This window comes from Actibacterium sp., from assembly GCF_055134745.1.
On record NZ_JBSRVX010000055.1, the window covers coordinates 13,839 to 38,994 of the forward strand.

The window sequence follows — 25,156 nt, forward strand, 5'->3', positions numbered from 1 at the left end:
TTTGACCCAAGAATAAACCCAGGCGGGCTTACAGGGCGCGCCAGCCGATATCGCGGCGGCAAAAGCCGCCGGGCCAGTCGATCCGGTCGACCATTTCATAGGCACGCGCGCGGGCCTCGGCCAGGGTTGCGCCGCGCGCCGTCACGTTCAGCACCCGTCCGCCATTGGCGGTGATGCGGCCGTCGATCTGCTTGGTGCCGGCATGAAAGACCATGTTCAGGCTGTCTTCGGGCAATGTATCCAGCCCCGCGATCACCGATCCCTTGGCATAATCGCCCGGATAGCCCTTGGCGGCCATGACCACGGTGATGGCATGATCGTCGGCCCAGTTCACCTGAGCGTTGTCCAGTTCACCCCGCGCGCAGGCCAGCAGCAGGTCCAGCGCCTGTGCGCCCAGCCGCATCATCAGCACCTGGCATTCGGGATCGCCGAAACGGGCGTTATATTCCACCAGACGGGGCTGACCGTTCTGGATCATCAGCCCGGCATAAAGCACGCCTTGATAGGGCGTGCCGCGCCGGGCCATTTCGGCCACGCTCGGGCGGATGATCTGTTCCAGTGCGGCCTCGGCCACCGCGTCGGACAGGACCGGGGCCGGGGAATAGGCGCCCATGCCGCCGGTATTGGGGCCGGTATCACCGTCGCCTACGCGTTTATGATCTTGCGCGGTGCCGATGGGCAGCACGGTTTTTCCGTCGCACAGCACGAAGAACGACGCCTCTTCGCCCTGCATGAATTCCTCGATCACCACCTGCGCCCCTGCGCCGCCAAAGGCACCGGCGAACATGTCGTCGATGGCGGCGATGGCCTCGGCCTCGGACATGGCCACGACCACGCCCTTGCCTGCGGCCAGCCCGTCGGCCTTGACCACGATCGGCGCGCCCATTTTGCGGATATAGGCGCGGGCCGGTTCGGCGGCATCGAACCGGGCCCAGGCGGCGGTCGGGGCCTTGCAGGCGTCGCAGATTTCCTTGGTGAAGGTTTTTGAGGCCTCAAGCTGTGCGGCCTGTTTCGAGGGGCCAAAGCACAGCAGCCCGGCGGCGCGCAGCCGGTCGGCCACGCCAGCGGCCAGCGGCGCCTCGGGGCCGATCACCACGAAATCAACGGCGTTTTCTTCAGCGAAGGTGGCCACGGCATCGCCATCTTCGATATTGATATCGGCGCATTCGGCAAGGGCGGCGATGCCCGCATTGCCCGGCGCCACGATCAGCCGGTCACAACGCGGGTTCTGCTTGATTGCCCAGGCCAGCGCATGTTCACGCCCGCCACCACCCAGAATAAGGATATTCATTTGCTGCCCCCGCTTGGCCTTCGCTGGCCCGCGTTCTAAGCTGCGCCTGCGCCCATGACAAGCGAGGCCCCATGTCAGATCTGTTCGAAGAGCCCGCGCCGGGGCAGAACGCCCCCGAATTCACCGTGTCCGAGCTGTCAGGTTCGGTCAAACGGGTGATCGAGGGCGAGTTCGCCCATGTCCGCGTGCGGGGCGAGGTTGGGCGCGTGTCGCGGCCCCGGTCGGGCCATGTCTATCTTGACCTCAAGGATGACCGTTCGGTGATCGCGGGGGTGATGTGGAAGGGCGTGGCCGCACGCCTGGCCACCCAGCCCGAAGAGGGGATGGAGGTGATCGCCACCGGGCGGCTGACCACTTTCCCCGGCCAGTCCAAATACCAGATCGTGATCGAAGACATCGCCCCGGCGGGCATGGGCGCGCTGATGGCGATGCTGGAAAAGCGCAAGCAGGCGCTGGCGGGCGAAGGTCTGTTTGCCGCCGATCGCAAGAAACCGCTGCCCTATCTGCCCGGCGTGATCGGGGTGGTGACATCGCCCTCGGGGGCGGTGATCCGCGATATTCTGCACCGGCTGCGCGACAGGTTTCCGCGCCGGGTGCTGATCTGGCCGGTGGCGGTGCAGGGGGCGGCCTGCGCCCCCGAAGTGGCACGCGCCATCAACGGGTTCAACGCGCTGACGCCCGGCGGGGCCATCCCCCGGCCCGATCTGATCATCGTCGCGCGCGGTGGCGGGTCGTTGGAGGATCTGTGGGGCTTCAACGAGGAAATCGTGGTGCGCGCGGCGGCGGCCTCCGAGATCCCGCTGATTTCGGCGGTGGGGCATGAAACCGATACCACGCTGATCGACTATGCCGCCGACAGGCGCGCGCCGACACCCACGGCGGCGGCGGAACTGGCGGTGCCGGTGCGGATCGAATTGCTGGCCTGGGCCGACGGGCAGGGCGCGCGCCTGTCGCGGGCGGCGGCGCAGGCGGTTGGGCTACGCGGCCAGCGGCTGCGCGATCTGGCGCGCGCGCTGCCGCGTCCCGATACGCTGGTGCAGATGGCGGCACAGCGGCTGGACCGGGCGGGCGAACGCCTGCCTGCCGCGCTGCGGGCGGCAACGCAGGGCCGGCGCGTGCATCTGGCGCGCATCGCCGCGCCGCTGCGTCCGTCCAGCCTGTCGCGCCGGATCGAGGCAGAGCGGCGCGGACTGGACAACTGGGCCGCACGGCTGATGCCGGGGCTGGCACGCGGCACGGCGCAGCGGCGCGAACAGTTTGATGCCCGCGCCGCGCGACTGCGCCCCGATGCGTTACTGCGTGATGTGAAGCGCAAACAGCAGGATCTGGAACGCCTGTCGGCCCGGTTGGGCGTGGTGGCGGGCGGCCAGGTTCAGGGCTGGCGCGACCATCTGGAGGCGCTGGAACGCATGCGCCAAAGCCTGGGCTATACTGAAACACTGAAACGCGGCTATGCGGTGGTGCGTGCGGGCGATCAGGTGATCACCACGCGCGCTGGGGCCGAAGCCGCCAGCGCGCTGGAAATCGAATTTCAGGATGGCCGCCTGGCTGTCGGCAATCGCCCGGCGCGCAAAAAACGCACCCGCGACGATCCGCCAGAACAGGGCAGCCTGATTTAGAACGACGGCATGGCATTGATTGACACTTTGCCCCGACGCGTCACATAATTGCGCAACGCCATGGACACCGGGGCGGGGGATGGTAATCCGCCCGTTATCAGGATTTATTCGGGAATATCGAAGGGGGCATGGCGCCGCAGATTGGTGCGGGACGCGGCCCTTTGACAGGCCAGCAACACAACCGGCAGCCCGATCGCGGCACCAAAAGGGAGAGAGACATGAACAAACCCATTGCAGATATCACCAAGGAGGACCTTCTGGCGTCAATCAATTTTGACCTGGAAGCCTTGCGTGCCAAATATATCGAAGAGCGTGACAAGCGTCTTAACGACAAGAAAAATGATCAATATGTCGAAGTCAAAGGCGACTTCAAGCATTATGTCGATGACCCATATGCCGACCCCAATTTTTCCCGTGCCCCGATTATCGACACAGTCGAGGTGTTCATCATCGGCGGCGGGTATGGCGGCCTGATTGCCGGCGCCCGCCTGGCCGAGGCCGGGATCACCGATTTCCGGATCATCGAAAAGGGCGGCGATTTTGGCGGCACCTGGTATTGGAACCGCTATCCGGGCGCGCAATGCGATATTGACGCCTATATCTATATGCCGCTGCTGGAAGAAACCGGATATATCCCGACCAGAAAATACGCCTATTCGCCGGAAATTCGGGAACAGGCCAAGCGGATCGGCACCCAATTCAACCTGTACGACGGGGCGATGTTCCAGACCGCGGTTTCCGATGTGCGCTGGGATGAAACCGAAAAGATGTGGACGATCAAGACCGACCGCGATGATGTTATCAAGGCCCGGTATATCATCAATTGCGGTGGCCCGCTGGACCGGCCCAAATTGCCCGGCATTCCCGGCATCGACACGTTCAAGGGCCACACATTTCATACCAGCCGCTGGGATTACGGCTATACCGGTGGGGATCACACCGGGGGGATGACCGGGTTGGCGGACAAGCGGGTGGCGGTGATCGGCACCGGGGCCACGGCCATTCAATGCGTGCCCTATGTCGGACAGTCGGCCAAGCATCTGTATGTGTTCCAGCGCACACCTTCGACGGTGGATTACCGCAACAACCGCCCGACCGATCCGGAATGGGCGGCCAGCCTGAAACCGGGCTGGCAAAAGGAACGGATGGAAAACTTTACCATCCTGACCAATGGCGGTTTTGCGGATCAAGATCTGGTACATGATGGCTGGACCGATACGATCCGCAATGTGGGGCGCGGTGCGCTGACGGCCAGGGGGCTGGACAAACTGCCGCCCGATCTGGCCGCGCTGGCGCTGGAAATTGCCGACCACGAAAAAACCAACGAAATTCGTCAGCGCATTGATGAAACGGTGACCGATCCGGACACTGCCGAAAAGCTGAAGACCTGGTATAGGTTGTTCTGCAAGCGCCCGACCTTCAATGATGAATATCTGCCGACTTTCAACCGCCCGAACGTGACCCTGGTTGATACTGACGGGAAGGGCGTTGAACGGATCACCGAAAACGCGCTGGTCGTGGACGGGGTGGAATACCCGGTTGATTGCATCATCTTTGCCACCGGGTTTGAGGTCGGCACCGGCTATACCCGTCGGTCCGGGTTCGAAATCACCGGGCGCGGCGGGCGCAAGTTCAGCGATCATTATGCCAACGGGCAACGCACACTGCATGGTTATTACAGCCATGGCTTTCCCAATTTCTTTCATTTCGGGATCAGCCAGAATGCATTCAAAGCCAATTTCACCCATATTCTGGAAGAACAGGCCGAACATACCGTTCGCCTGCTGACGCATATGAAGGCGGCGGGCAAAACCGTGGTCGAACCCACGGCCGAGGCCGAAGAAATGTGGGTGCAGGTGATCAAGGACAAGGCCAAGATCGCCCGCGCATTTCTGGCGCAATGCACGCCCGGCTATTACAGCGGCGAAGGTGATCTGGATAAGGGGTTGCTGATCGAAACCTATGGGGCCGGACCGCTGGAATACGGCGCCGTCATGAACGCCTGGTGGGATGATGGTAAACTGGAGGGCCTGACGCTGGAATGATGCGGCTGGGCCGGGCAGGCGAACGCCTGCCTGGCGCCGGCGCCCCGATGCGCAGCGCAAGCGACAGGATCTGACGAACCTGTCGCCCGGCTGGGCGCGGTTTCCAATGGGCAGGTTCAGCGTTGGCAGAAGCCGTTGGAGGCGGGGAAACGCATGCGCCAAAGTCTGGGCTATACTGAAACACTGAAACGCGGCTATGCGGTGGTGCGTGCGGGCGATCAGGTGATCACCACGCGCGCCGGGGCCGAAGCCGCCAGCGCGCTGGAAATCGAATTTCAGGATGGCCGCCTGTCTGTTGGCAGCCGCCCGTGATGACCCGCCCGAACAGGGCAGCCTGTTATAGGCTGCCCCGGCGACCTAGCCCGACAGCGGCCAGATCAGCGGCGCAACCAGAACCGTGATGGCCCCGACGATCAGGTTCATCGGCACCCCGATGCGCAAGAAATCGGTAAAGCGATAGCCACCGGCGTTGTAGACCAGCGTGTTGGTCTGATAACCGATGGGCGTTGCGAAACTGGCGCTGGCCCCGAACATCACCGCCACGACAAAGGGGCGCGGGTCCAGCCCCAGTTGCGTGGCTAGGCCGGCGGCCAGCGGGGTCATCAGCACGGCCACCGCGTTATTTGTGACGATCTCGGTCAGGATCGAGGTGAAGGCATAGACCAGCGCCAGGGCCAGAAGCGGAGGCACGCCCTGCAACAGCGGTGTCACGCCATCGACGATCAGCCCCAGCGCGCCGGAATTTTCCAGCGACAGCCCCAGCGTCAGCATGGAGACGATCAACAGCATCAACCGCCCGTCAATCGCGCCCATGCCTTCATCGGCATCGACGCAGCCGGTCAGCAACACAATGGCGGCCCCGATCAGTGCCAGCGGCAGGATCGGTGCCAGATCGAACGCCGCCAGAACCACCACGCCCAGCATCACCGCAATCGCGACAGGGGCCTTGGCGCGGCGATAGGCGCGTGCCGTGCTGGGCGACAGCAGGATCAGGCCTTCATCCTGAACCAGGCGCGCGATGTCTTCGGGGGCGCCATCCAGCAACAGGGTGTCGCCGACCTCCAGCGTCAGGGTCGTCATCCGCACATCCAGCGCCGCCCCTTCGCGGTGGATCGCAACCGGATAAACACCATAGCGCCGCCGCCAGCGCAATGGGCCCACCGCGCGATGCGCGGCCCGGCTTTTGGGTCCGATCAGAACCTCGGTCACTGAACTGCGCCGCGCGGTCGAGGGTTCGGTGCCATGGATGGTCACGCCCGCCGCCTGACCGTCGCGAAAGCCCATCACCTCGGTATCGGCGGTCTTGATGACCACCACATCACCCGGCTGGATCGGCATGCTGGCCAGCGCGTGGCGATGCGAGACATCGCCACGGATCAGATCGACCACCCGCCCGCCACCACGCCGGAACCCTTCGACCTGATGCACCAGTTGCCCCGCCAGCGGCGAGGCCGCCGGGATCAGCAATTCAACCAGCCAGCTGCGCTGGCCGCGCCCCGACTGGGTCGCGCCGACGGTCTGGCGCTTGGGCAACAGGCGCGGCGCGGCCAATGCCAGAAACCCCCCGCCCACCAGCGCAACCACAATCCCCAGCGGCGCGATTTCAAACAGCGAAAACGGTGCCATGCCGATCTTTTGCGCCATCCCGTCCACCAGCAGGTTCGTGGATGTCCCGATCAGCGAACAGGTGCCGCCCAGGATCACCATATAGGAGAGCGGGATCAGCAGCCGCGATGAGGGGATCGCCAGATCGCGCGCCAGCGTTATCACCACCGGGATCAGCACGATCACCACCGGCGTGTTATTCATGAAGGCCGAGGCCAGCGTGGCCGCTCCAAAGAACAACAGCAGCGACAGGGCAGGCCGCGTCGTGGCACGCTTGCGCAGCCAGTCGGTCGCCGCCTCAAGCACGCCGGTGCGCACAAGGGCCGCCGACAGCACGAACATCGCCGCGATGGTCGCCGGGGCGGGGTTTGCAACCGATTTCAGAACATCGTCTGTATTCACCAACCCCAGCGCCAATGCGATGGTTGCCCCGCAAAAGGCGGTGATGTCGGGCGATCGCAGCTCCAGCATGAAGGCCAGGAACACCCCTGCAATCAACGCAAGGGCCAGAAAGGGCGCCGCTGCGCCTAAATCAAACAGCACGATCGCAATCCCGAAGAAAAATGGATGGGGCAAGGGCAGGCTGTCCCCCGAACGGGGGCCGTTTCAGACCAGACTGAAGCGCGCAAAGCATGGTGACACCGACAGACTCGCCGCCGCAACCATACGGGGCGGCAAGATCGGTGTCATCACGATTCGGTGGTGTCGGCGTGGGGACAGGCCGGGTTGCCCTCGGCCGGTCCGTGCCTGCCTTCAACCCTTTGGCGGCACCAGATGGCGCACCGGGTCTGACCCGTCCCAGTCGCGCGCGGCGTCGCGGATAACGGTGAACAGGGCTTCGGATGACGGGTGCAGATCCAGCACCTCCATCACGCAGCCATTGTGCAATTCGGTGTCATAATAGGCAAAGCGGATGCCGTCGCGGATGATCCCTTCACACAGTATTTTCAGTCCGTGATCCTGAAACCGGGCGGTATCGGCGTCATAGGTTTTGGTCCAGACCGACAGATGTTGCAGGCCCGGCCCGTGGTCGTTCAGAAAATCCTTATAGAACGAAGGCGCATCATTGACCTGTTCGATCAGTTCGATCTGCAGATCACCGCTATTGGCCAGCGCGACGCGCAGTTCAGGGGCGCTGTCCCTGCCATGATAGGTATAGCGGTCAAAGACCAGCGGCGGCAGCATGAAGAACGGGCCGATGCCCAGAACGCGGGTCCAGTGGTCAATCGCCTGATCCAGGTCTTCAACGACATATCCATTCTGGGTGATGGGGCCGAAAATGCGGCTCATGGTGGTCTCCTCCTGCATGATCCCTGTGGAATCCATGTATCGGGGATTCTGTGCCATCTGTCACGTCTTGGGGCGTCAGATGCGCAGCATACCGGCCACGGCCCGCGCGATCACCTGTTCTTCATCGGTGGGGATGACCAGAACGCGGACCGCGCCGGTGCCGATTTCAACGGCCCGCGCCTTATTCGCCGCCGCATCCACGCCGATGCCCAACCAGCCCATACCGTCGCAAACACGGGCGCGGATCGGGGCAGAGTTTTCGCCGATGCCGCCGGTGAAGACCAGCGCGTCCAGCCCGCCCAGCACCGCCGCCATCGCGCCCAGTTCGCGCCGGATGCGGAACACGTAGTAATCAATGGCCTGTGCGGCTTCGGGGGCTGGGGAATCCTGCAAGCTGCGCATGTCGCCGCTGATGCCGCTCAGGCCCTTCAGCCCGCTTTCCTTGTACAAAAGATCGCTGATCCGGGCTGCGTCCATGCCTTTCTGATCCATCAGATACAGCAATACGCCCGGGTCGATCTGGCCGCAGCGTGTGCCCATCGGCAGCCCGTCCAGCGCCGAGAACCCCATGGTTGACCCCACGCTTTTACCGCCGCGCACCGCGCACATCGACGCGCCATTGCCCAGATGGGCGATCACCACGCGCGCATCATGCAGGTCGGGGTAATCTGTCGCCAGAACCGATGTGATGTAATCATAGCTCAGCCCGTGAAACCCGTATCGGCGCACGCCTTCGCCGTAAAATGACCGGGGCAGGGCGAAGGTGTCGTTCACCCAGGGGTGGCCCCGATGAAAACCGGTGTCGAAACAGCCCAGTTGCGGCGCATCGGGAAACAGCGCCAGTGCGGCACGAAAACAGGCCAGGTTGTGCGGCTGATGCAGCGGGGCCAGCGGGATCAGGGTTTCCAGTTTCGCCACCACATCAGGGGTCAGGCGCTGGGGGGCGGCATAATCGACGCCGCCATGCACGATGCGGTGGCCGATCCCGGCCACAGAACGCCCGTTCAGATAAGGCGCCAGCGCCTGAAATATGGCCGACAGGGCAATCGCGTGATCGGCCGCGCCCAGATCGGTTGTCCTGGGGGCGGGGCCATCGTTCAGGATCAGCCGCGCAGCCGGGCCCAGCCGTTCGGCCTGACCCGACACGATCAGCGCAGGCTCGGCCCCCAGATCATACAGCCCGAATTTGAGCGAGGACGACCCCGCATTCAGCGTGACGATCACGTTCATGTCTTGGTGGCCGCCGCGTAAAGGGCCGCCACCGCACAAGAGGCAAGCCGCGCCTTGTCATCATCGGCGCGGCTGGTCAGGATGATCGGCACCTGCGCCCCCATGACGATACCGGCGGCCTCGGCATGGGCGATAAAGGTCAGTTCCTTGGCCAGCATATTGCCGGCCTCCAGGTTCGGCACGATCAGAATTTCGGCCCGCCCCGCCACAAGCCCCTTGATGCCCTTGGTGCGCGCGGCGCCCAGATCAATGGCGTTATCCATCGCCAGCGGCCCGTCGACCAGCCCGCCGGTGATCTGGCCACGGTCGGCCATTTTCGACAGGATCGCGGCATCCAGCGTTGACGGGATCGCCGGGTTCACCGTTTCCACCGCCGACAGGATACCCACCTTGGGCTGTTCAACCCCCAGCGTATGCGCCAGATCGATGGCGTTTTGCACGATATCGACCTTGCAGGCCAGATCGGGGGCGATGTTGACGGCGGCATCGGTGACCATCAGCAGATGCGACAGCCCCGGCACATCCATCACGAAGACATGGGTCAGGCGGCGGTTGGTGCGCAGCCCGCCGTCCTTTTTCAGCACGGCGCGCAGCAACACATCGGTATGCAGTTGTCCCTTCATCAATGCGCGTGCCTGCCCTTCATGCACCAGCGCCACGGCGCGGGCCGCTGCGGCATCGTGATCGGGCAGGTCGATGATCTGCATTCCGGTCAGATCGCGGTCCAGTTCGGCGGCGGCGGCGGCGATCTTTCTGGCGCAGCCGATCAGGATCGGGGTGATCAGCGTGTGATCCAGCCCCAGCAGCGCCCCGTTCAGCGATTGCACATCCTCGGGGGCCACCACCGCCGTCGGGATGGCGGGCAGGGGGGCGGCCTGATCCAGCAGCCGGTCGAAATGCACATGGCTTTGAACGGTCAGCCCCGGCATGTCATCGGCGCAAAAATTCAACGCCTTGTCGGGGGCGATCACCTGGGCCTCGCCCTCGACGATGCGGGTGCCATCGGGGCCGGTGACCCAGGTGTCAAACACCGCGATGCGGCCATCACGCTTGCCGGTCAGGCGCACGTTTGCCGTCAGCTTGTCGCCCGCGTGGGCGCGCCCGACAAAGCGCAGCGTCTGGCTGTGATACAAGGTGCCGGGGCCAGGCAGCCGGTTGCCCAACACCCCCGAAATCAACGCCGCCAGCCACATGGAAGGGGCGATGGCCTCGGGCTTGCCATCGCCATCGCCGTCTTCACGCGGCAGGTGCATCGGGTTCAGATTGCCGCTGGCATGGGCAAAGACATACAGATCATCCGCCACGCACAGCCGTTCGGCGCTGGCCTGCATGCCGATTTCCAATGCGTCAAAGGGGGTGTTGTGAAAGGTCTGGGTCATGCGCGGGCCTTTGCCATCTGGAATGGTCGGGGGCGGATGGTGAATCACCAACCCCGATCACGCCCCCAGCAGATCACGCCTTTACGACCCGGCCCATGACACAGATCAGATTGACGATCACCGCCTGCGGCGTGATCCGCACAGATTGCACCCGGTATGTATCAGATTCGTGGAGGAACGCCGCAGGTTCAGCCAGGTTCGCCGCAGAACATGTCATACATCAGTTCCACCACCCGGCGGGCGCGGTCGTCGGACAACGAATAATAGATCACCTTGCCGTCGCGCCGACAGCCCACAAGACCGTCCAGACGCAGCCGGGCCAGTTGCTGGCTGACCGCAGCCTGACGTGAATCAAGCAGGGTTTCCAGTTCGGTCACGGATTTTTCGCCGGTGGACAGGTGACACAGGATCATCAGCCGCCCTTCATGCGACAGCGCCTTGAGCAGAGCCGCGGCCATCTCTGCCTTGGCCCCCATGCTGGTTACCAGTTCACTGCCATTCCCGGCGAGATCATCTGCCGCAGCAAGTTTTACATTAACGCCCATGAAGCCAGTTGCCTTCGTCAGTTGTTTTCGTTCGTGGATCACAATCCACACATTCAGATAATTCTATTCAACGGAATTTTCCAGTGGGTTAGCCCGAACCGGCAAATAATTACAGTCAAATCATATCGAAAGGCCATATTTCGGGCATTTCTGGCCAAAAGGGCGGTGGCTCTCGTCATCAAACCTTCAGAAAACTGAAACACTCGCTTCGCACCCCGCCTGTATCCGGCGATGGAACATCGGTGGGGATGGTATGCTGCTAAGCGTTGAAAACGTCACGAAATCATTCGGACGGAACAAAGCCGTGGATAACGCCTGCTTTGCGGTCGAGAAGCCTGCGATGATCGGCATCATCGGCCGGTCGGGGGCAGGGAAATCCACGCTTCTGAGGATGATGAACCGGCTGACCGATGCCACCAGCGGCGCTTTGCGGTGTGACGGGCGCGATGTGTTGGGGCTGAGGGGCGCGGCCAAGCGCGCCTGGCAATCCGAATGCGCGATGATCTTTCAGCAGTTCAACCTGGTGCCGCGCATGGATGTGGTGTCGAACGTGCTGCATGGCACGCTGAACCGCCGGTCGACCTTTGCGACCATGTTCAACCTGTTTCCGCGGGATGACATTCACCGCGCCATTGATATCCTCGACCGGCTGGGCATCGCCGAACAGGCCCCCAAACGGGCCGAGGCCCTGTCGGGCGGCCAGCAACAGCGCGTCGCCATCGCCCGCGCCCTGATGCAGGACCCCAGGATCATCCTGGCCGATGAACCCATCGCCAGCCTTGATCCCATGAACGCGCAGGTCGTGATGGATGCCCTGCGCCGCATCCACGAGGAAGACGGCCGGCTGGTCGTGGCCAATCTGCACACGCTGGATACCGCGCGGCGCTATTGCGACCGGGTGATCGGCATGCGTGACGGGCGCATCGTGTTCGACGGCACGCCCGAACAACTGACCACCGGCGTCGCGCGCGACATTTATGGCGCCGATGCCTCGTTTTCCGAATCCGCAACCTCGACCTCGATCGAAGCACTCAACCAGCCCGCGTTGTCGTCGCGCGCTGCCCCGGTCAAAGCCTGAAAATTCATCCGCCCCAAATATTTGCGGGGCGCACTTAACCTGGAGAGAAACGATGAAAACATTGCTAGCTGCCCTTGTGGCCACAACCGCACTGGCCGCGCCGGTCATGGCGCAGGACAAGATCACCGAATTCCGCATCGGCATTCTGGGCGGCGAGAACGCGCAGAACCGGCTGAGCGGACATGAATGCCTGCGCAAATATTCCGAAGAAGCGCTGGGCGTGCCTGTGAAACTGTTCGCGCCGGCCGATTATGACGGCGTGATCCAAGGCCTGCTGGGCGGCACGCTGGACATGGCCTGGCTGGGCGCTTCGGGCTATGCCAAGGTCTATCTGACCGATCCCGAGGCCGTTGATGTGGCCCTGGTCAAGGCCAATGTGGATGGCTCGTATACCTATCATTCCATCGGGATCGCCCGCAAAGACAGCGGGATCAAGTCACTGCAAGACGCCAAGGGCAAGATCTTCGGCTTTGGTGATCCCAACTCGACCTCGGGCTATCTGATCCCTTCGGTTGAAATTCCGTCCCAGATCGGCGGCAAGATGGAAGACTATTTCGGCGAGGTGAAGTTCACCGGTGGCCATGAACAAACCATCGTCGCCGTGAACAACGGCGATATCGCCGCCGGCGTCACCTGGGCCGATGGTCAGGGTAACTGGGAAGACGGCTATAACTCGGGCGCGCTGCGCAAGGCCGTTGATGCCGGGCTGGTCGACATGAACGATCTGGTCGAGATCTGGAAATCGAAGCCGATCCCGGAAGGCCCGGTCGTGGTGCGCCGCGCCCTGCCCGAAGAGGCCAAGACAACCATGATCGCGCTGGTGCAGGGCCTGCAGGAAAAAGATCCCGACTGCGCCTATAACGTGGCCGCTGGCGACACCTCTGGCTTCGTTCCGATCACGCATGACTATTACGAATCGATCATCGCGGTTCGCAAGGCCAAATCCAACTAGGCCCGATATGGTTGTGACGGGTTCCGCCCCCTTGGCGGGACCCGTCTTTTTTCGTGAAAGCGGGCAATGGCACATCTGACATCCACACCGGGCAACGGCGCGAACGCAGCCGCCATACGCGGCCATTACACGGATCTGATCCGGCGCAAGCGGATCTATGGCGGGCTGATGCTGACGCTGTTCGTGCTGCTGATGACAGCCGGTTTCATGACCGCCAACGAACGCAACGCGGGCGGGTTCTGGGACGGCATCCGCCATGTGTTCGATTTTCCCTCCGAGGTCGTGTCAGAGGCCTGGGACAAGATTGCCCTGATGCCCGCGCATCTGGCGACATTCTTCCCCGCACTGCTGGAAACCATCAATATCGCGGCGGTCTCGACCCTGCTGGGGGCGATGATCGGCACGGTGCTGTCGCTGTTGTCCACCCGGGGCCTGGCCCGGTTCCCCCGGCTGATCGGCCTGTTTCGCCGCATCATGGATATCATGCGCGCCATGCCCGAGATCGTCATCGCCCTGGTGCTGATCTTCCTGATGGGCGGCGGGCCGGTGCCCGCGATGATCGCCATCGCCTTCCATACCGGCGGCGCGCTGGGCAAACAGTTTTCCGAGGTGAACGAGAATGCCGATCTCAAGCCCATCGAAGGGCTGGAATCGGTCGGTGCCAGCTGGTCACAGCGCATGTGGCTGGGCGTGATCCCGCAGGTCGCCCCGAATTATCTGTCCTATGCGCTGCTGCGCTTCGAGATCAACATCCGCGCCTCGGCCATTCTGGGCTTCGTGGGGGCGGGCGGCATCGGCTATGAGCTGAAGAACGCGATGTCCTGGGGCCAGGGCAAATATGACGAGGCCGCCGCGATCTTCGTGCTGCTTTTCGCCTCGATCGTATTCTTCGACCAGATTTCCAGCCATCTGCGCAACCGGCTGACAACGGGGGCAGGGGCATGACGACACTCGTACTCAAGGCGCGCACCGACGCCCTCTTCGCACGAAAACGCCTGTTCAATTTCGGGTTGCCCCTGCTGGTGCTGCTTTATCTGGCCTATATCTTTTTCGCCTTCGACATTCCCGGCCTTGCCGACCGCCTGCGGGTGGATAATGCCAGAACGCTGGTTGCCGACAGCTACAGCTACAAGACCAATGTCACGCGCGACAATCGCACCGGCATGATCGAGGTCGCCATCGAAGGCGAACGCAACGGCACCTATGCCGATGACAGCCTGCCCGGCTGGGTGGTGCGCTCGGGCGGGGATACGGTGATCGACCTGCGCGGGGGCCATATCGTCACCTTCCTGGCCGATGGCGGGATGACCTATCGCACGCCCGGTTATCCGCTGATCACCGCGCAGGCCGGCGCCGGCGGTGTGCAAACCAACCTGACCCCGGGCGATCTGCCCGACTGGATCAGCCTGTCGCGAAACAGGCTGGCCATAACTGATGGCGCGGGCCGCATCACCATGACCCGCAACCGCACCGAAGTGTTCCGTTATTCCTTCGGCTGGGAGATGTTCTTTTTCGCACTCGACAGCCCCTATAGCGGTCATGGGCTTGCCGCCATCCTGTTGGGCGACCGGATCGACCCGGCCCGCCCCAATATCGCCGGTGCCTGGCAGGATTTCTGGCATAACCCGGTCTGGCGCCATGCCGAGGTGGTCTGGGCCCTGTTCGAAACCATCCTGATGGCCTTTCTGGGCACGATGGGTGCCGCGCTGTTCGCGCTGCCGATGGCCTTTCTGGCGGCACGCAATTTCACGCCGCTGATGCCGGTGCGGTTCGGTTTTCGCCGATTGTTCGATTTCCTGCGCGGGGTGGACGGGCTGATCTGGACGATCATCCTGTCACGCGCCTTCGGCCCCGGCCCGCTGACCGGCGCATTGGCCATTCTGGTCACCGATACCGGCAGTTTCGGCAAGATATTCTCGGAAGCCCTGGAAAACGTCGATGACAAGCAGATCGAAGGCGTGCAGTCCACCGGCGCCAACGCGCTGCAACGCTATCGCTTCGGGGTCATTCCGCAGATCACGCCGATCCTGCTGTCGCAGATCCTGTATTACCTGGAATCCAATACCCGCAGCGCAACGATCATCGGGGCCATCACCGGCGGCGGCATCGGCCTGCTGCTGACGCAGGCGATCATCACCCAGAAAGACTGGGAGGAGGTCAGCTATTTCATAGTGCTGATCATCCTGATGGTGATGCTGATGGACTGGATCTCGGGCCAGTTGCGCCGCCGCCTGATCAAGGGCGGCGGGGGGCACTAACCTGTCCTCATCACCTTGGTCCAAATACTCATTGCACAACGAAAGCCACGCCATGCCCCGCCTGCATGAAACCGATCCCCTCATCCATCCCGATTGCACGATCACCGACAGCCGCTTTGCCGGTTACGTGGAAATCGGCAAGGGCAGCCGCATCGCCCATTCCGAATTCGGCGATTATTCCTATTGCGATCAGTATTCAGACATCGCCAATACCAGCATCGGCAAATTCGCCAATATCGCCGCCTTCACCCGCATCGGCCCGACCGACCATCCGATGGCGCGCGCATCCCTGCACCATTTTCTCTATCGTTCGGCCAGCTATTGGGATGATGCGCAGGATGATCCCGCATTCTTTGCCCATCGCCGGTCACGCCGCACGGTGATCGGGCATGATACCTGGATTGGCCACGGTGCGGTCGTCCGCCCCGAGGTCACCATCGGCCATGGCGCGGTGGTGGGGGCGGGGGCGGTCGTCACCAAAGACGTTGCCCCCTATCTGATCGTGGCGGGCGTTCCGGCCACACCGCTGCGCGAACGCTTCCCGGCCGCACTCGCCGACCGCCTGCTGGCGCTGGCCTGGTGGGATTGGGATCATGCCGCCCTGCGCGCCGCGCTGGATGATTTCCGCGCGCTGTCGGTTCAGGCCTTTCTGGAAAAACACCGGGGCTGATCCCGATCACGACAAGATCTGCCGCCAAAAGGAAAGGGCGACCCGCAGGCCGCCCCATCCCGTCCGTTCCCTTGCAGCTCAGTCCAGACCCATGCAGCTTGCGTAATAGCTGACGGTCGCCGGCCAGTCGCTGAACATGCCTTCGATGCCGACATCCTGCGCCAGCACATCCAGCACTTCGTAATAATCGCCATCGCTGCGCACGGCATCGGTAACGCTGTTGAAATACCAGCCGCCACCGGTGGTCAGCGGGCCCGACCGTTCCAGCGACCAGCTGATCAGCCTCAACCCGGCCTCTTTCGCGGCCTTCGCATAATCCGAGGCGGCGATCTTGCCATCCTTGACCGTCACCAGCATGTTCATCGACGGTGCCAGATAGGTCACGCCCTGCGCCCGCAGATCGGCCAGCGCCGGTTTCCATGTGTCGGGCGTCATGTTGTCGAACCCGTCATAGGGCTCGATCAGGAACACCGCCTGCTTGCCGAAATCGGGCTCGTTCTCGATCCAGTACAGAATATCATCCAGATTGAACGACTGCGCCCAGACATCGGATGCGGGCACGCCGGCGGCCTTGTATTCGTCGATCATCTTCTGCGCGTAATCGGCCTGGCTGAACCCGTCATAAGGCATCTCGACCGAGGGCGATTTCAGCTCTGGCGTGAATTTCACGCCCAGCGACTTGAACAGGTCAATGGATTCGGCATGGGTCATCACCGTGCCGCCCTGCACCGAATACAGATCCGTGCGCCAGTTGGGCGTGCCCGCCATATAACCGGCGACCGTGGTTGCCATGGCGTTCGCGGCATCCATCTTGCCGGTCAGCGTCTTGAATTCTGCCAGCGTCAGGTCCGATGTGCGGCATTCGGCCTTGGCCTTGGTATCGCCCGAAGCGGGCACAAAGCCCGTGGTGCATTTTGCGGCCAGATCGGTGGCCAGAATATCGGTGGTGGTGTGCAGGTCGTTCTGGGCGTGGCGGCAGACCAGTTCCTTGTCCTTGGTAAAGGTCACGTCACATTCCACGATGCCCGCACCCATCCGGGCGGCGGCACGATAGCTTTGCATCGTATGTTCGGGGAACATCAGGGCCGCACCCCGGTGGCCGATCGAAAACAGCGTGCGCTGAACGGGCTGATCGCCGCAAGCGGCCAGCTTTTCCTTCAGCGGCCCGTCCTGCATCCGGTCGATCAGATAATAGGGGCGGGGTCCGACCTCTACCCTGTCGGCCAGGGCGGCGCTGGCTGCGATTGACGCCGCAGCGGTCATGATGAACGCGGTTCTGGAAAGCATGTCGATTCCCTTGCTGGATGACTGTCATCCGCAAGCCATGCACCACGGCTGTGACAGTGCCGTAATGCCAATGTAACGAAAGTCGGAAACCTTATTCGGCGGCCATGTCCAGCATCGAAATCCGCCCGGCAAAACGATGCGCGGCCTCACCCGCCATAAAGCTCAGCCGCCCCCCGGCGATGGTCATTTCCACCTGTCGGGTCTGTTTGTTGACCACGCACAGATCGGCGCGCTTGCCGTAATCCAGCCGCCCGCGATCGGGCAGGCGCAAGATGTCGGCGGGCTTTTCGGATATCATCGCCCAGGCGGCGGGCAGCGGCATCACGCCCTCATCCACCAGCCGCCAGGCCGCGGCGGCCAGCGCCGGATAATAGTAATCCGACACCAGCGCATCGCACAGCCCCTGCGCGATCAGATCACGGGCGGCGATATTGCCTGCCTGCGATCCGCCCCGCACCACATTGGGCGCACCCATCAACACCGGATCATTCATCGCCTTCGCCGCGGCGGCGGCCTTGCGCGAGGTTGGAAATTCCGCGATCCGGGCCCCGATCATGGAAAACCGTTCGCGGGTCTCGCCGTCGGGATCGTCGTGGCTGCCATAGACAACCCCCATCTCGTCAAAGGCATCGGCCAGGCGGCACAGATGGCGCGGCACGTCCTTGTCGCGCGCCCGCGCGGCCCCGACCAGCGCAAGATGCTGTTCCGGGCTGCGCCCGGCCGCCGCGGCCCAGATGGCCAGCGCATGCGGGCGCGACTGCATCATCTCATGGGCCTCATCCAGATGATTATTGAAGACCACATAGTCGATTCCGAACCGGCTGATCGCCTCCAGCAGGCGCGTTCCGCTATCCACCAGATGGGTTTCACAGCGTACCTGAATCCGCAGATCGGTCAGGGCTCGCGGACGATGGGCCTGCAGGGCCGCCATGATCTTCTCGGCGGCCTCGGGGCTGCGATGCCCACCCTCCCAGGACCAGCTTTGCGCCAGCCAGGCGGTCGTCACACCATTGGCCGCGGCATCCCTGTCGGTGCCCGCCAGCCCGATCGCCAGATCGAACGGGGCCGAAGGGCGCGGCGCGATATGGCGTTCGAACGCATCGCCATGCAGGTCGATGATGCCCGGCAGGATCAGATAGCCGCGCAGATCCACCTCGGGCAGGGGCCCCTTGGTGATGCGGCCATCGGCAATCGCGATGGAGCGCTGCTGTAACGCACCGTCGCGCAGGACGGTTGCGCCGGTCAGGCGCAGGGGGGGCAGGAATTGTTGCATTTCGCTGCTCGGATGGCTTTGGTTTTCCCTGTGGATAACCCGAATCTGTATCGTGGATGTGACACCCTTGCACCGGCGCCGCTGTGCGCAGGGTCCGGAAGCCTGCGGCGCGAGTATTTGCGCCAAGAAGATGGGAAAGAGAATGGCTTCATCTTCTTGGTCCAAATACTCATGCTTCGTCGGTTTCGGGCGAAACAGTCAGGCTGACACGATCGCCCGCGAACCAGGTATGGCCATATTCGACAGGCCGACCCTGCGGATCGGTGTTCACGCTGATCGCGCGCAGGATAGGCGCACCGGGGCGGATGCGCAGATGCACGGCCTGGGCGGGCGTGGCCAGTTTGGCGGTCAGCCGGGTCTGGGCGCGGATGTAATCGGCAACGCCTTCGCGTGACAGGGCGGCAGTGACCGATTTCGTGCTGCGCAGCCCGTCCGGCAGGCCGGGCAGCCGGTCGGCGGGAAAGACGCTGCGAAACAGCGCCAGCGGTGCCCCGTCGGCCAGCGAGATACCTTCATACACATGCACCGCCGCGCCGGGAGAGAGTGTCAGCGCCTCGGCCTCGCGCATGTCAGAGGCGCGGGTTTCCAGGCGCAGGATCCGCTTGTCGGGCAACTGGCCTGTCGCGCGCAGGTTCTGGTGAAAGCGCACCCTGCGCCCGATGGGATAATCCGTGGGCTTGGCGGCCACGAACACGCCGGCGCCGCGCCGGGCATGCACCAGCCCCAGCGTCCCCATATCCGCCAGCGCCCGGCGCACCGTGTGCCGGTTGACGCCAAAGCGCTGTGACAGATCCGCCTCGGTCGGCAGCTTGTCGCCCGGCTGATAATGTCCCGCGGCGATATCGGCGGTCAGGGTTGCGGCGATGGATTTCCAAAGTGTCGTGCGGGGCATGTGTCACCAAAAATTCACATCAAACGGCTTGCCTGCAAGCGCGGCGGCGCATAGGATTTGTCTAGTTGTATATATTCCTAGACAAATTGGCAAGATGTCCACATGACGGAAATTTCAGCAAGACAAGGTTGGATGGCGGTGCTGGCCAAGGCATCCGCCGGGGCGATTGCGCAGCGCTGGCTGGCGCTGGGGCTGGCGCCGCGTTTCAATTGGCTGCGCGCGCCGGAAACCGGGGGCGTCATGGTGCGCGGGCGGACCGGCGGCACCGGCGCCCCGTTCAACCTGGGCGAAATGACGGTGACGCGCTGTGCGCTGAAGCTGGAGGATGGGACGGTCGGCCATGCCTATGTTCAGGGTCGCGACCATGACAAGGCGCGGCGGGCGGCGCTGATAGATGCGCTGATGCAGACGGAACATGCACAGGCGGTGCGCCGGGTGGTGCTGGACCCGTTGCTGGCGGACATGATCGCGGCCCGGGACCGTCGCGCCGCGAAGGCTGCGGCGACCAGGGTGGATTTCTTCACGATGGTGCGCGGAGAGGATTAGACCATGCAGACCGCAGCCCTTACCGGCGGCTTTGCCGATGCGCCTGTGCAGTCCGCCCATGCCTTTCGCGCCGCGCTGAACGCGATGGCCCGGCCCGGCCGGATATACCAGATCGCCGGTGCCACCCCGCCCGCACCGATGTCGGTGGCCGCCGGCACGCTGTTGCTGACACTCGCCGATGCCGAAACGCCGGTCTGGCTGGCGCCCTCGCATGATCTGCCCGATATCCGCGACTGGCTGGCCTTTCACACCGGCGCGCCGGTCTGCGCGCCACAGGATGCGGTCTTTGCGGTCGGGGGCTGGTCGGCGCTGCGACCGCTGGACCGGTTCGCGATCGGCACTCCCGACTATCCCGATCGTTCCGCCACGCTGATCGTCGAGATGGCCGCGTTGAAGAAACCCGGCGCGGTTCTGCGTGGCCCCGGTATCCAGAACCACGAAACGCTGGGCCTGCCCGATATCGCCGCCTTTCAGCGCAACGCGGTCCTGTTCCCGCTGGGGCTGGATTTCTATTTCACCGCCGGCGACCAACTGGCCGCACTGCCGCGCACGACGAAAGTGGAGGCTGCCTGATGTATGTCGCCGTCAAGGGTGGCGAACGCGCCATCGACAATGCCCATGCCTGGCTGGCCGAGGAACGGCGCGGCGATACCGCCGTGGCAGAATTGTCAATCGACCAGATCCGCGAACAACTGTCGCTGGCCGTGAACCGGGTGATGGCCGAAGGCTCGCTCTACGATCCCGATCTGGCCGCATTGGCGATCAAGCAGGCGCGCGGCGATCTGATCGAGGCGATCTTTCTGATCCGCGCCTATCGCACGACCTTGCCGCGCATCGGCCATTCGCGCCCCGTGGCAACCGCCGAGATGGTCTGTGACCGGCGCATTTCTGCGACCTTCAAGGATGCGCCGGGCGGGCAGGTGCTGGGGCCGACCTTTGACTATACCCACCGGCTGCTGGATTTCATGCTGGCCGCCGAGGGTCAGGCGCCCGCAGCCCCGGTGGCCGACCCGCTGCCGCCCCGCGTGCCCCATATCACCGATATCCTGAACCGCGACGGGCTGATCCAGACCGAAGATCGTGTCGATGACACGCCGCCCGATCTGACCCGCCAGCCGCTGGAATTTCCCGCCAACCGCGCGCTGCGCTTGCAGGCGCTGACGCGCGGCGACGAAGGCTTTGTGCTGTCGATGGCCTATTCCACCCAGCGCGGTTACGGGCGCAACCACCCGTTCGTGGGCGAATTGCGGGTGGGGCGCGTGGCGGTCGAGATGGATATTCCCGAACTCGGTTTCGCGATCGAGATCGGCGAGATCACCCTGACCGAATGCGAGACCGTCAACCAGTTCGCCGGCTCAAAGACCGAGCCGCCGCAATTCACCCGCGGCTATGGGCTGACCTTCGGCCATACCGAACGCAAGGCGATCTCGATGGCGCTGGTCGACCGGGCGATGCGCTGGCAGGAACTGGGCGAGGATAATGTCGGCGCGCCGGCGCAGGACGAGGAATTCGTGCTCAGCCACAGCGACAACATTCAGGCGACGGGTTTTCTGGAGCATATCAAGCTGCCCCATTACGTCGATTTCCAGTCGGAACTGGAACTGGTGCGCAAGTTGCGGGCCGAGGCCACCGCCGGCCAGATGCGCGAGGCGGCGGAATGAAAGCGGTGGTTTTCGATTTTGGCAATGTGATCATTCGCTGGGACCCGTTTCGCGCCCTGTCGCATCTGTTTGAAACCCGTGCGGCGATGTCGCAGGCGCTGGAACGCGCCGGGTTCGACGCCTGGAACAAAGAACAGGATCGCGGGCGCAGCTGGGCGGATGGGTTGGCCGCAATCGCGCAGGACCAGCCCCGGGATGCAGAGCTGTTCCACGCCTATTACAAAGGGCTGGCGGCCGCGCATTCCGATCTTGTGCCGGGCACGTCAGAGCTTATCACGCGCCTGCATGGCGCGGGGTATCCGCTTTATGGATTAACCAATGCGGCGGTCGAATCCGTTGCGATTGTTTCTGGCGTCGCGCCTGCGATCAGGCTGTTGCGCGATGTGATTGCGTCGGGGGCTGAAGGGATTGTGAAGCCCGACCCGGCCTTATTCCGCATCGCGGCGGCCCGCATCGGCAGGAATCCGTCCGATATTGTCTTTATCGATGATGCCGCGGGGAATTGTGACACGGCCCGGGCGCTGGGCTTTGATGCGATCAGGTTCACCGACGCGCAGGCGCTGGAACAGGCATTGATGCATCGGGGCATGTTATGAGGGGGCTTTGCGGTTACATTGCCGCCCCCCAAATGGCGGGGCAGGGTTTATTCTTCGCCGGTATTCACCAGCCAGCCACCGGGGCCGGCCACATCATCGGGCAGAAGCATGATCATAATTTCGCGGATCAGGCCAAGCGTCAGGGCGCTTATCGCGATTTGGTCAAGTGTGATGGTCGAAAGCCAGGCCATTCTTGGTGCTCCTTGGTGGTCACAACGCGGTTTTCGCAAGGAAAAAGGGCGAAAAAATGACGTATTCTGGTCAATACAATTTTGCCTATCTGGACGAACAGACGAAACGGATGATCCGCCGCGCCTTGTTGAAAGGTCTGGCTGTCCCCGGCTATCAGGTGCCGTTTGCCAGCCGGGAAATGCCGATGCCCTATGGCTGGGGCACGGGCGGGGTGCAGGTTTCCGCGGCCTGCCTGACGCCGGATGACGTGTTCAAGGTGATCGACCAGGGGGCCGATGACACCACCAATGCGGTGTCGATCCGCAAGTTTTTCCAAAAGACCGCCGGGGTCGCGGTGACCGAACACACCGCCGATGCCACGATCATCCAGACCCGCCACCGCATCCCCGAGGCCACCCTGACCGAGGATCAGATCCTGGTCTATCAGGTGCCGATCCCCGAACCGCTGCGCTTTCTGGAGCCGCGCGAGACCGAAACGCGCAAGATGCACGCGCTGCAGGAATACGGGCTGATGCATGTGAAGCTTTACGAAGACATCGCGCGCCACGGCGCGATCGCCACATCCTATGCCTATCCGGTCAAGGTCGAGGGGCGCTATGTGATGGATCCCTCGCCCATTCCGAAATTCGACAACCCCAAGATGGAAATGGCCGCGATCCAGTTGTTCGGCGCCGGGCGCGAACAGCGCATCTATGCCGTGCCGCCCTATTGCAGCGTCGTCAGCCTGGATTTCGAGGATTACCCGTTTCAGGCCAGCAAGGCTGATCACCCCTGTGCGCTCTGCGGCGCCGACGATACCTATCTGGATGAGGTGGTTCTGGACGATCAGGGCAAGCGGATGTTCGTCTGTTCGGATACCGATTACTGCGCGGGACGCCGGGCCGAGGGTCATCTGGGCGAACTGGGCGTGGCCGAGGATGCGGCATGACGGGGGGCGGAAAAATCTTACCGAAGATTTTTCATCCGAAAATTTTTCGGGAAAAATTTTGGTCTTCGATGGAAAGGGCGCGGTCATGACGCCATTGTTGCAGGTTCAGGGTCTGGCCAAGACTTATGGCGGGCGGATCGGCTGCGCCGATGTGTCCTTTGACCTTTATCCGGGCGAGGTGATGGGGATCGTCGGCGAAAGCGGGTCGGGCAAATCGACGCTGCTGAACTGTCTGGCAGGCCATCTGACCCCCGATGCCGGAAAGGTGCTGTTCGACACCCGCGCCGAGGGGCCGAAAGACACCCTGACGATGTCCGAGCCGGAACGCCGGATGCTGGGGCGCACAGACTGGGCCTTTGTCCACCAGAACCCGCGCGACGGATTGCGGATGGGCGTCAGCGCGGGCGGCAATGTCGGTGAACGCCTGATGGCGGTGGGGGCGCGGCATTATGGCACTATCCGGGGCCAGGCGCTGGACTGGCTGGACCGGGTCGAGATCGCCGGCGACCGGATCGACGACCGCCCCAGCGCCTTTTCGGGCGGCATGCAGCAACGCTTGCAGATCGCGCGCAATCTGGTCACCGGCCCGCGGCTGGTGTTCATGGACGAACCCACCGGCGGGCTTGATGTGTCGGTGCAGGCGCGGCTGCTTGATCTTCTGCGCGGGCTGGTGCGGCAGATGGGGCTGTCGGCGGTGATCGTGACCCATGATCTGGCCGTGGTGCGGTTGCTGGCCGACCGGCTGATGGTGATGAAATCGGGGCATGTGGTGGAAACCGGCCTGACCGATCAGGTGCTTGACGATCCGCAGCATGGCTATACTCAGTTGCTGGTCAGCTCTGTATTGCAGGTCTAAGCCATGCTGTTTGCCTATCGCCACGATGCCGGTCGTCTGCATCAGCTCTCGCCGCAGGACGATATCACGCCCGCGCTCTGGGTCGATCTCTATCGCCCGCTGGATGCGCAGGTGGCAAAGACGGGCGCGCTGGGGGTCGATGTGCCGACCTTGGCCGATATGGAAGAAATCGAGATCTCCAACCGGCTTTATCGCGAAGGATCGGTGGATTACATGACCGTGGTTCTGCCCGGCCTGTCGGTGAACCAACAGGCGATGGCCGGTCCTGTGACCTTCATCCTGACGCCCGCGCGGCTGGTCACCGTGCGCCATCACGCGCCGCGCCCCTTCGTGACCTATCCCGAACGCGCCGAGAAAAGTTCCGCAGGTTGCGGCACGCCCGAGCGGCTGTTTCTGGGACTGGTCGAAGAGATCGTCGCCCGGCTGGCCGATCTGCTGGAGGCCGTGGGCAAGGCGCTGGATGGCGCCGCCAGCACGGTCTTTGGCGGCGATGCGGTCAAGAAGCCCGATCTTCTGCGCAAGCTTCTGGAACAGATCGGCCGCGAGGGCGAGGCGCTGGCCCGGGTCCGTCTGGGCCTGCTGACGCTGGATCGGATGCTCAGCTATTATTCCGTCACGGCTGCCGAACGGCCCGAAGGCCCGGCGCTGCGGGCGCTGATCAAGGCCGAAAGCCGTGACATTCAGGCGCTTGAGGTTCACGCCGATTTCCTGTCCAGCCGCGTCAGCCTGGCCACGGAGGCCACATTGGGCATGATCAATCTGGCGCAGAACGATACGGTGCGCATCGTGTCGGTCGTGGCGGCGCTGTTCCTGCCGCCGACGCTGATCGCATCTGCCTATGGCATGAACTTTTCCCATATGCCGGAACTGGCCTGGCGCTGGGGATATCCGCTGGCGGTCGGGGCGATGGTGGCCTCGGCGCTGATAACCTATTTCTACTTCAAATGGCGCCACTGGCTTTAG

General features: G+C 63.4%; 24 protein-coding genes and 1 pseudogene. 15 read left to right on the forward strand and 10 right to left on the reverse strand.

Annotated elements, in window-relative coordinates:
• Window positions 1–28 precede the first annotated feature (28 nt).
• On the reverse strand, window positions 29–1,291 hold the full coding sequence (gene purD / locus ACTCHC_RS11565; RefSeq protein WP_463022649.1) for a phosphoribosylamine--glycine ligase: 1,263 nt from the start codon (window positions 1,289–1,291) through the stop codon (window positions 29–31).
• 71 nt (window positions 1,292–1,362) lie between these two features.
• Here purD and xseA point away from each other — a divergent pair, with 71 nt between their 5' ends.
• The 3 genes and pseudogenes from xseA to ACTCHC_RS11580 form a co-directional block, all read left to right on the forward strand.
• Window positions 1,363–2,910: an exodeoxyribonuclease VII large subunit gene (gene xseA / locus ACTCHC_RS11570; RefSeq protein WP_463022650.1), complete on the forward strand. Its 1,548-nt coding sequence runs from the start codon at window positions 1,363–1,365 to the stop codon at window positions 2,908–2,910.
• 218 nt (window positions 2,911–3,128) lie between these two features.
• Complete coding sequence (locus ACTCHC_RS11575; RefSeq protein WP_463022651.1) at window positions 3,129–4,955, forward strand: flavin-containing monooxygenase; 1,827 nt, start codon at window positions 3,129–3,131, stop codon at window positions 4,953–4,955.
• An 84-nt stretch (window positions 4,956–5,039) separates the two neighbouring features.
• Window positions 5,040–5,298, forward strand: a pseudogene (locus tag ACTCHC_RS11580) (exodeoxyribonuclease VII large subunit); the annotation flags it as partial.
• Window positions 5,299–5,312: 14 nt separating this feature from the next.
• Here ACTCHC_RS11580 and ACTCHC_RS11585 read toward each other — a convergent pair.
• The 5 genes from ACTCHC_RS11585 to ACTCHC_RS11605 all read right to left on the reverse strand — a co-directional run bounded on the left by ACTCHC_RS11585 (window position 5,313) and on the right by ACTCHC_RS11605 (window position 10,935).
• On the reverse strand, window positions 5,313–7,103 hold the full coding sequence (locus tag ACTCHC_RS11585; protein ID WP_463022652.1) for an SLC13 family permease: 1,791 nt from the start codon (window positions 7,101–7,103) through the stop codon (window positions 5,313–5,315).
• Window positions 7,104–7,313: 210 nt separating this feature from the next.
• Window positions 7,314–7,850, reverse strand: a complete 537-nt coding sequence (locus tag ACTCHC_RS11590) for a VOC family protein (RefSeq protein ID WP_463022653.1) — start codon at window positions 7,848–7,850, stop codon at window positions 7,314–7,316.
• Window positions 7,851–7,925: 75 nt separating this feature from the next.
• Window positions 7,926–9,080 carry an acetate/propionate family kinase gene (locus ACTCHC_RS11595; RefSeq protein ID WP_463022654.1) on the reverse strand — a complete coding sequence of 385 codons (1,155 nt, stop codon included), beginning with the start codon at window positions 9,078–9,080 and terminating at the stop codon, window positions 7,926–7,928.
• Window positions 9,077–10,459, reverse strand: a complete 1,383-nt coding sequence (locus ACTCHC_RS11600) for a bifunctional enoyl-CoA hydratase/phosphate acetyltransferase (protein ID WP_463022655.1) — start codon at window positions 10,457–10,459, stop codon at window positions 9,077–9,079. Before ACTCHC_RS11600 ends, ACTCHC_RS11595 begins: the two co-directional genes overlap by 4 nt.
• A 188-nt stretch (window positions 10,460–10,647) precedes the next feature.
• Window positions 10,648–10,935 (reverse strand): ArsR/SmtB family transcription factor, encoded by a 288-nt coding sequence (locus tag ACTCHC_RS11605; protein WP_463022786.1) that lies wholly within the window; start codon window positions 10,933–10,935, stop codon window positions 10,648–10,650.
• Between the two features lie 322 nt (window positions 10,936–11,257).
• Here ACTCHC_RS11605 and phnC point away from each other — a divergent pair, with 322 nt between their 5' ends.
• The 5 genes from phnC (at window position 11,258) to ACTCHC_RS11630 (ending at window position 15,962) form a co-directional block, all read left to right on the forward strand.
• A complete protein-coding gene (phnC, locus tag ACTCHC_RS11610) occupies window positions 11,258–12,082 on the forward strand; it encodes a phosphonate ABC transporter ATP-binding protein (RefSeq protein WP_463022656.1) in 825 nt (274 codons plus the stop codon).
• Window positions 12,083–12,134: 52 nt separating this feature from the next.
• Window positions 12,135–13,034: a phosphonate ABC transporter substrate-binding protein gene (gene phnD / locus ACTCHC_RS11615; RefSeq protein ID WP_463022657.1), complete on the forward strand. Its 900-nt coding sequence runs from the start codon at window positions 12,135–12,137 to the stop codon at window positions 13,032–13,034.
• 66 nt (window positions 13,035–13,100) lie between these two features.
• A complete protein-coding gene (gene phnE, locus ACTCHC_RS11620) occupies window positions 13,101–13,979 on the forward strand; it encodes a phosphonate ABC transporter, permease protein PhnE (protein WP_463022658.1) in 879 nt (292 codons plus the stop codon).
• Window positions 13,976–15,292 carry a phosphonate ABC transporter, permease protein PhnE gene (phnE, locus tag ACTCHC_RS11625; protein WP_463022659.1) on the forward strand — a complete coding sequence of 439 codons (1,317 nt, stop codon included), beginning with the start codon at window positions 13,976–13,978 and terminating at the stop codon, window positions 15,290–15,292. The genes phnE (ACTCHC_RS11620) and phnE (ACTCHC_RS11625) overlap by 4 nt, the downstream gene beginning before the upstream one ends.
• A gap of 52 nt (window positions 15,293–15,344) precedes the next feature.
• Window positions 15,345–15,962: an LbetaH domain-containing protein gene (locus ACTCHC_RS11630; RefSeq protein WP_463022660.1), complete on the forward strand. Its 618-nt coding sequence runs from the start codon at window positions 15,345–15,347 to the stop codon at window positions 15,960–15,962.
• Between the two features lie 78 nt (window positions 15,963–16,040).
• On the opposite strand, the gene ACTCHC_RS11635 is transcribed toward ACTCHC_RS11630, so the two are convergent.
• From ACTCHC_RS11635 to phnF, 3 genes are all read right to left on the reverse strand, one after another.
• Window positions 16,041–17,249: a glycerophosphodiester phosphodiesterase family protein gene (locus ACTCHC_RS11635; RefSeq protein ID WP_463022661.1), complete on the reverse strand. Its 1,209-nt coding sequence runs from the start codon at window positions 17,247–17,249 to the stop codon at window positions 16,041–16,043.
• A 91-nt stretch (window positions 17,250–17,340) separates the two neighbouring features.
• Window positions 17,341–18,522, reverse strand: coding sequence for an alpha-D-ribose 1-methylphosphonate 5-triphosphate diphosphatase (locus tag ACTCHC_RS11640; RefSeq protein ID WP_463022662.1), 1,182 nt, complete (start codon window positions 18,520–18,522; stop codon window positions 17,341–17,343).
• 169 nt (window positions 18,523–18,691) lie between these two features.
• The gene (gene phnF, locus ACTCHC_RS11645) at window positions 18,692–19,414 is read right to left on the reverse strand and encodes a phosphonate metabolism transcriptional regulator PhnF (RefSeq protein WP_463022663.1); all 723 of its coding nucleotides are present in this window, start codon (window positions 19,412–19,414) and stop codon (window positions 18,692–18,694) included.
• 102 nt (window positions 19,415–19,516) lie between these two features.
• On the opposite strand from phnF, the gene phnG reads away from it, so the two are divergent.
• From phnG to ACTCHC_RS11665, 4 genes are read left to right on the forward strand one after another with little or no spacing between them, the layout of a single operon-like run.
• On the forward strand, window positions 19,517–19,960 hold the full coding sequence (phnG, locus tag ACTCHC_RS11650) for a phosphonate C-P lyase system protein PhnG (protein ID WP_463022664.1): 444 nt from the start codon (window positions 19,517–19,519) through the stop codon (window positions 19,958–19,960).
• Between the two features lie 3 nt (window positions 19,961–19,963).
• A complete protein-coding gene (gene phnH / locus ACTCHC_RS11655; RefSeq protein WP_463022665.1) occupies window positions 19,964–20,533 on the forward strand; it encodes a phosphonate C-P lyase system protein PhnH in 570 nt (189 codons plus the stop codon).
• A complete protein-coding gene (locus tag ACTCHC_RS11660; protein WP_463022666.1) occupies window positions 20,533–21,621 on the forward strand; it encodes a carbon-phosphorus lyase complex subunit in 1,089 nt (362 codons plus the stop codon). Before phnH ends, ACTCHC_RS11660 begins: the two co-directional genes overlap by 1 nt.
• Complete coding sequence (locus ACTCHC_RS11665) at window positions 21,618–22,217, forward strand: HAD family hydrolase (RefSeq protein WP_463022667.1); 600 nt, start codon at window positions 21,618–21,620, stop codon at window positions 22,215–22,217. Before ACTCHC_RS11660 ends, ACTCHC_RS11665 begins: the two co-directional genes overlap by 4 nt.
• Window positions 22,218–22,264: 47 nt before the next feature.
• Here the strand turns inward: ACTCHC_RS11665 and ACTCHC_RS11670 are convergent, their stop codons facing one another.
• A complete protein-coding gene (locus ACTCHC_RS11670) occupies window positions 22,265–22,408 on the reverse strand; it encodes a hypothetical protein (RefSeq protein WP_463022668.1) in 144 nt (47 codons plus the stop codon).
• Window positions 22,409–22,464: 56 nt separating this feature from the next.
• Between ACTCHC_RS11670 and ACTCHC_RS11675 the strand changes: the two genes are divergently transcribed.
• From ACTCHC_RS11675 to ACTCHC_RS11685, 3 genes are all read left to right on the forward strand, one after another.
• Window positions 22,465–23,337 carry an alpha-D-ribose 1-methylphosphonate 5-phosphate C-P-lyase PhnJ gene (locus ACTCHC_RS11675; protein WP_463022669.1) on the forward strand — a complete coding sequence of 291 codons (873 nt, stop codon included), beginning with the start codon at window positions 22,465–22,467 and terminating at the stop codon, window positions 23,335–23,337.
• Between the two features lie 85 nt (window positions 23,338–23,422).
• Window positions 23,423–24,193 carry a phosphonate C-P lyase system protein PhnK gene (gene phnK / locus ACTCHC_RS11680; protein ID WP_463022670.1) on the forward strand — a complete coding sequence of 257 codons (771 nt, stop codon included), beginning with the start codon at window positions 23,423–23,425 and terminating at the stop codon, window positions 24,191–24,193.
• A 3-nt stretch (window positions 24,194–24,196) separates the two neighbouring features.
• Window positions 24,197–25,156, forward strand: coding sequence for a magnesium transporter CorA family protein (locus ACTCHC_RS11685; RefSeq protein WP_463022671.1), 960 nt, complete (start codon window positions 24,197–24,199; stop codon window positions 25,154–25,156).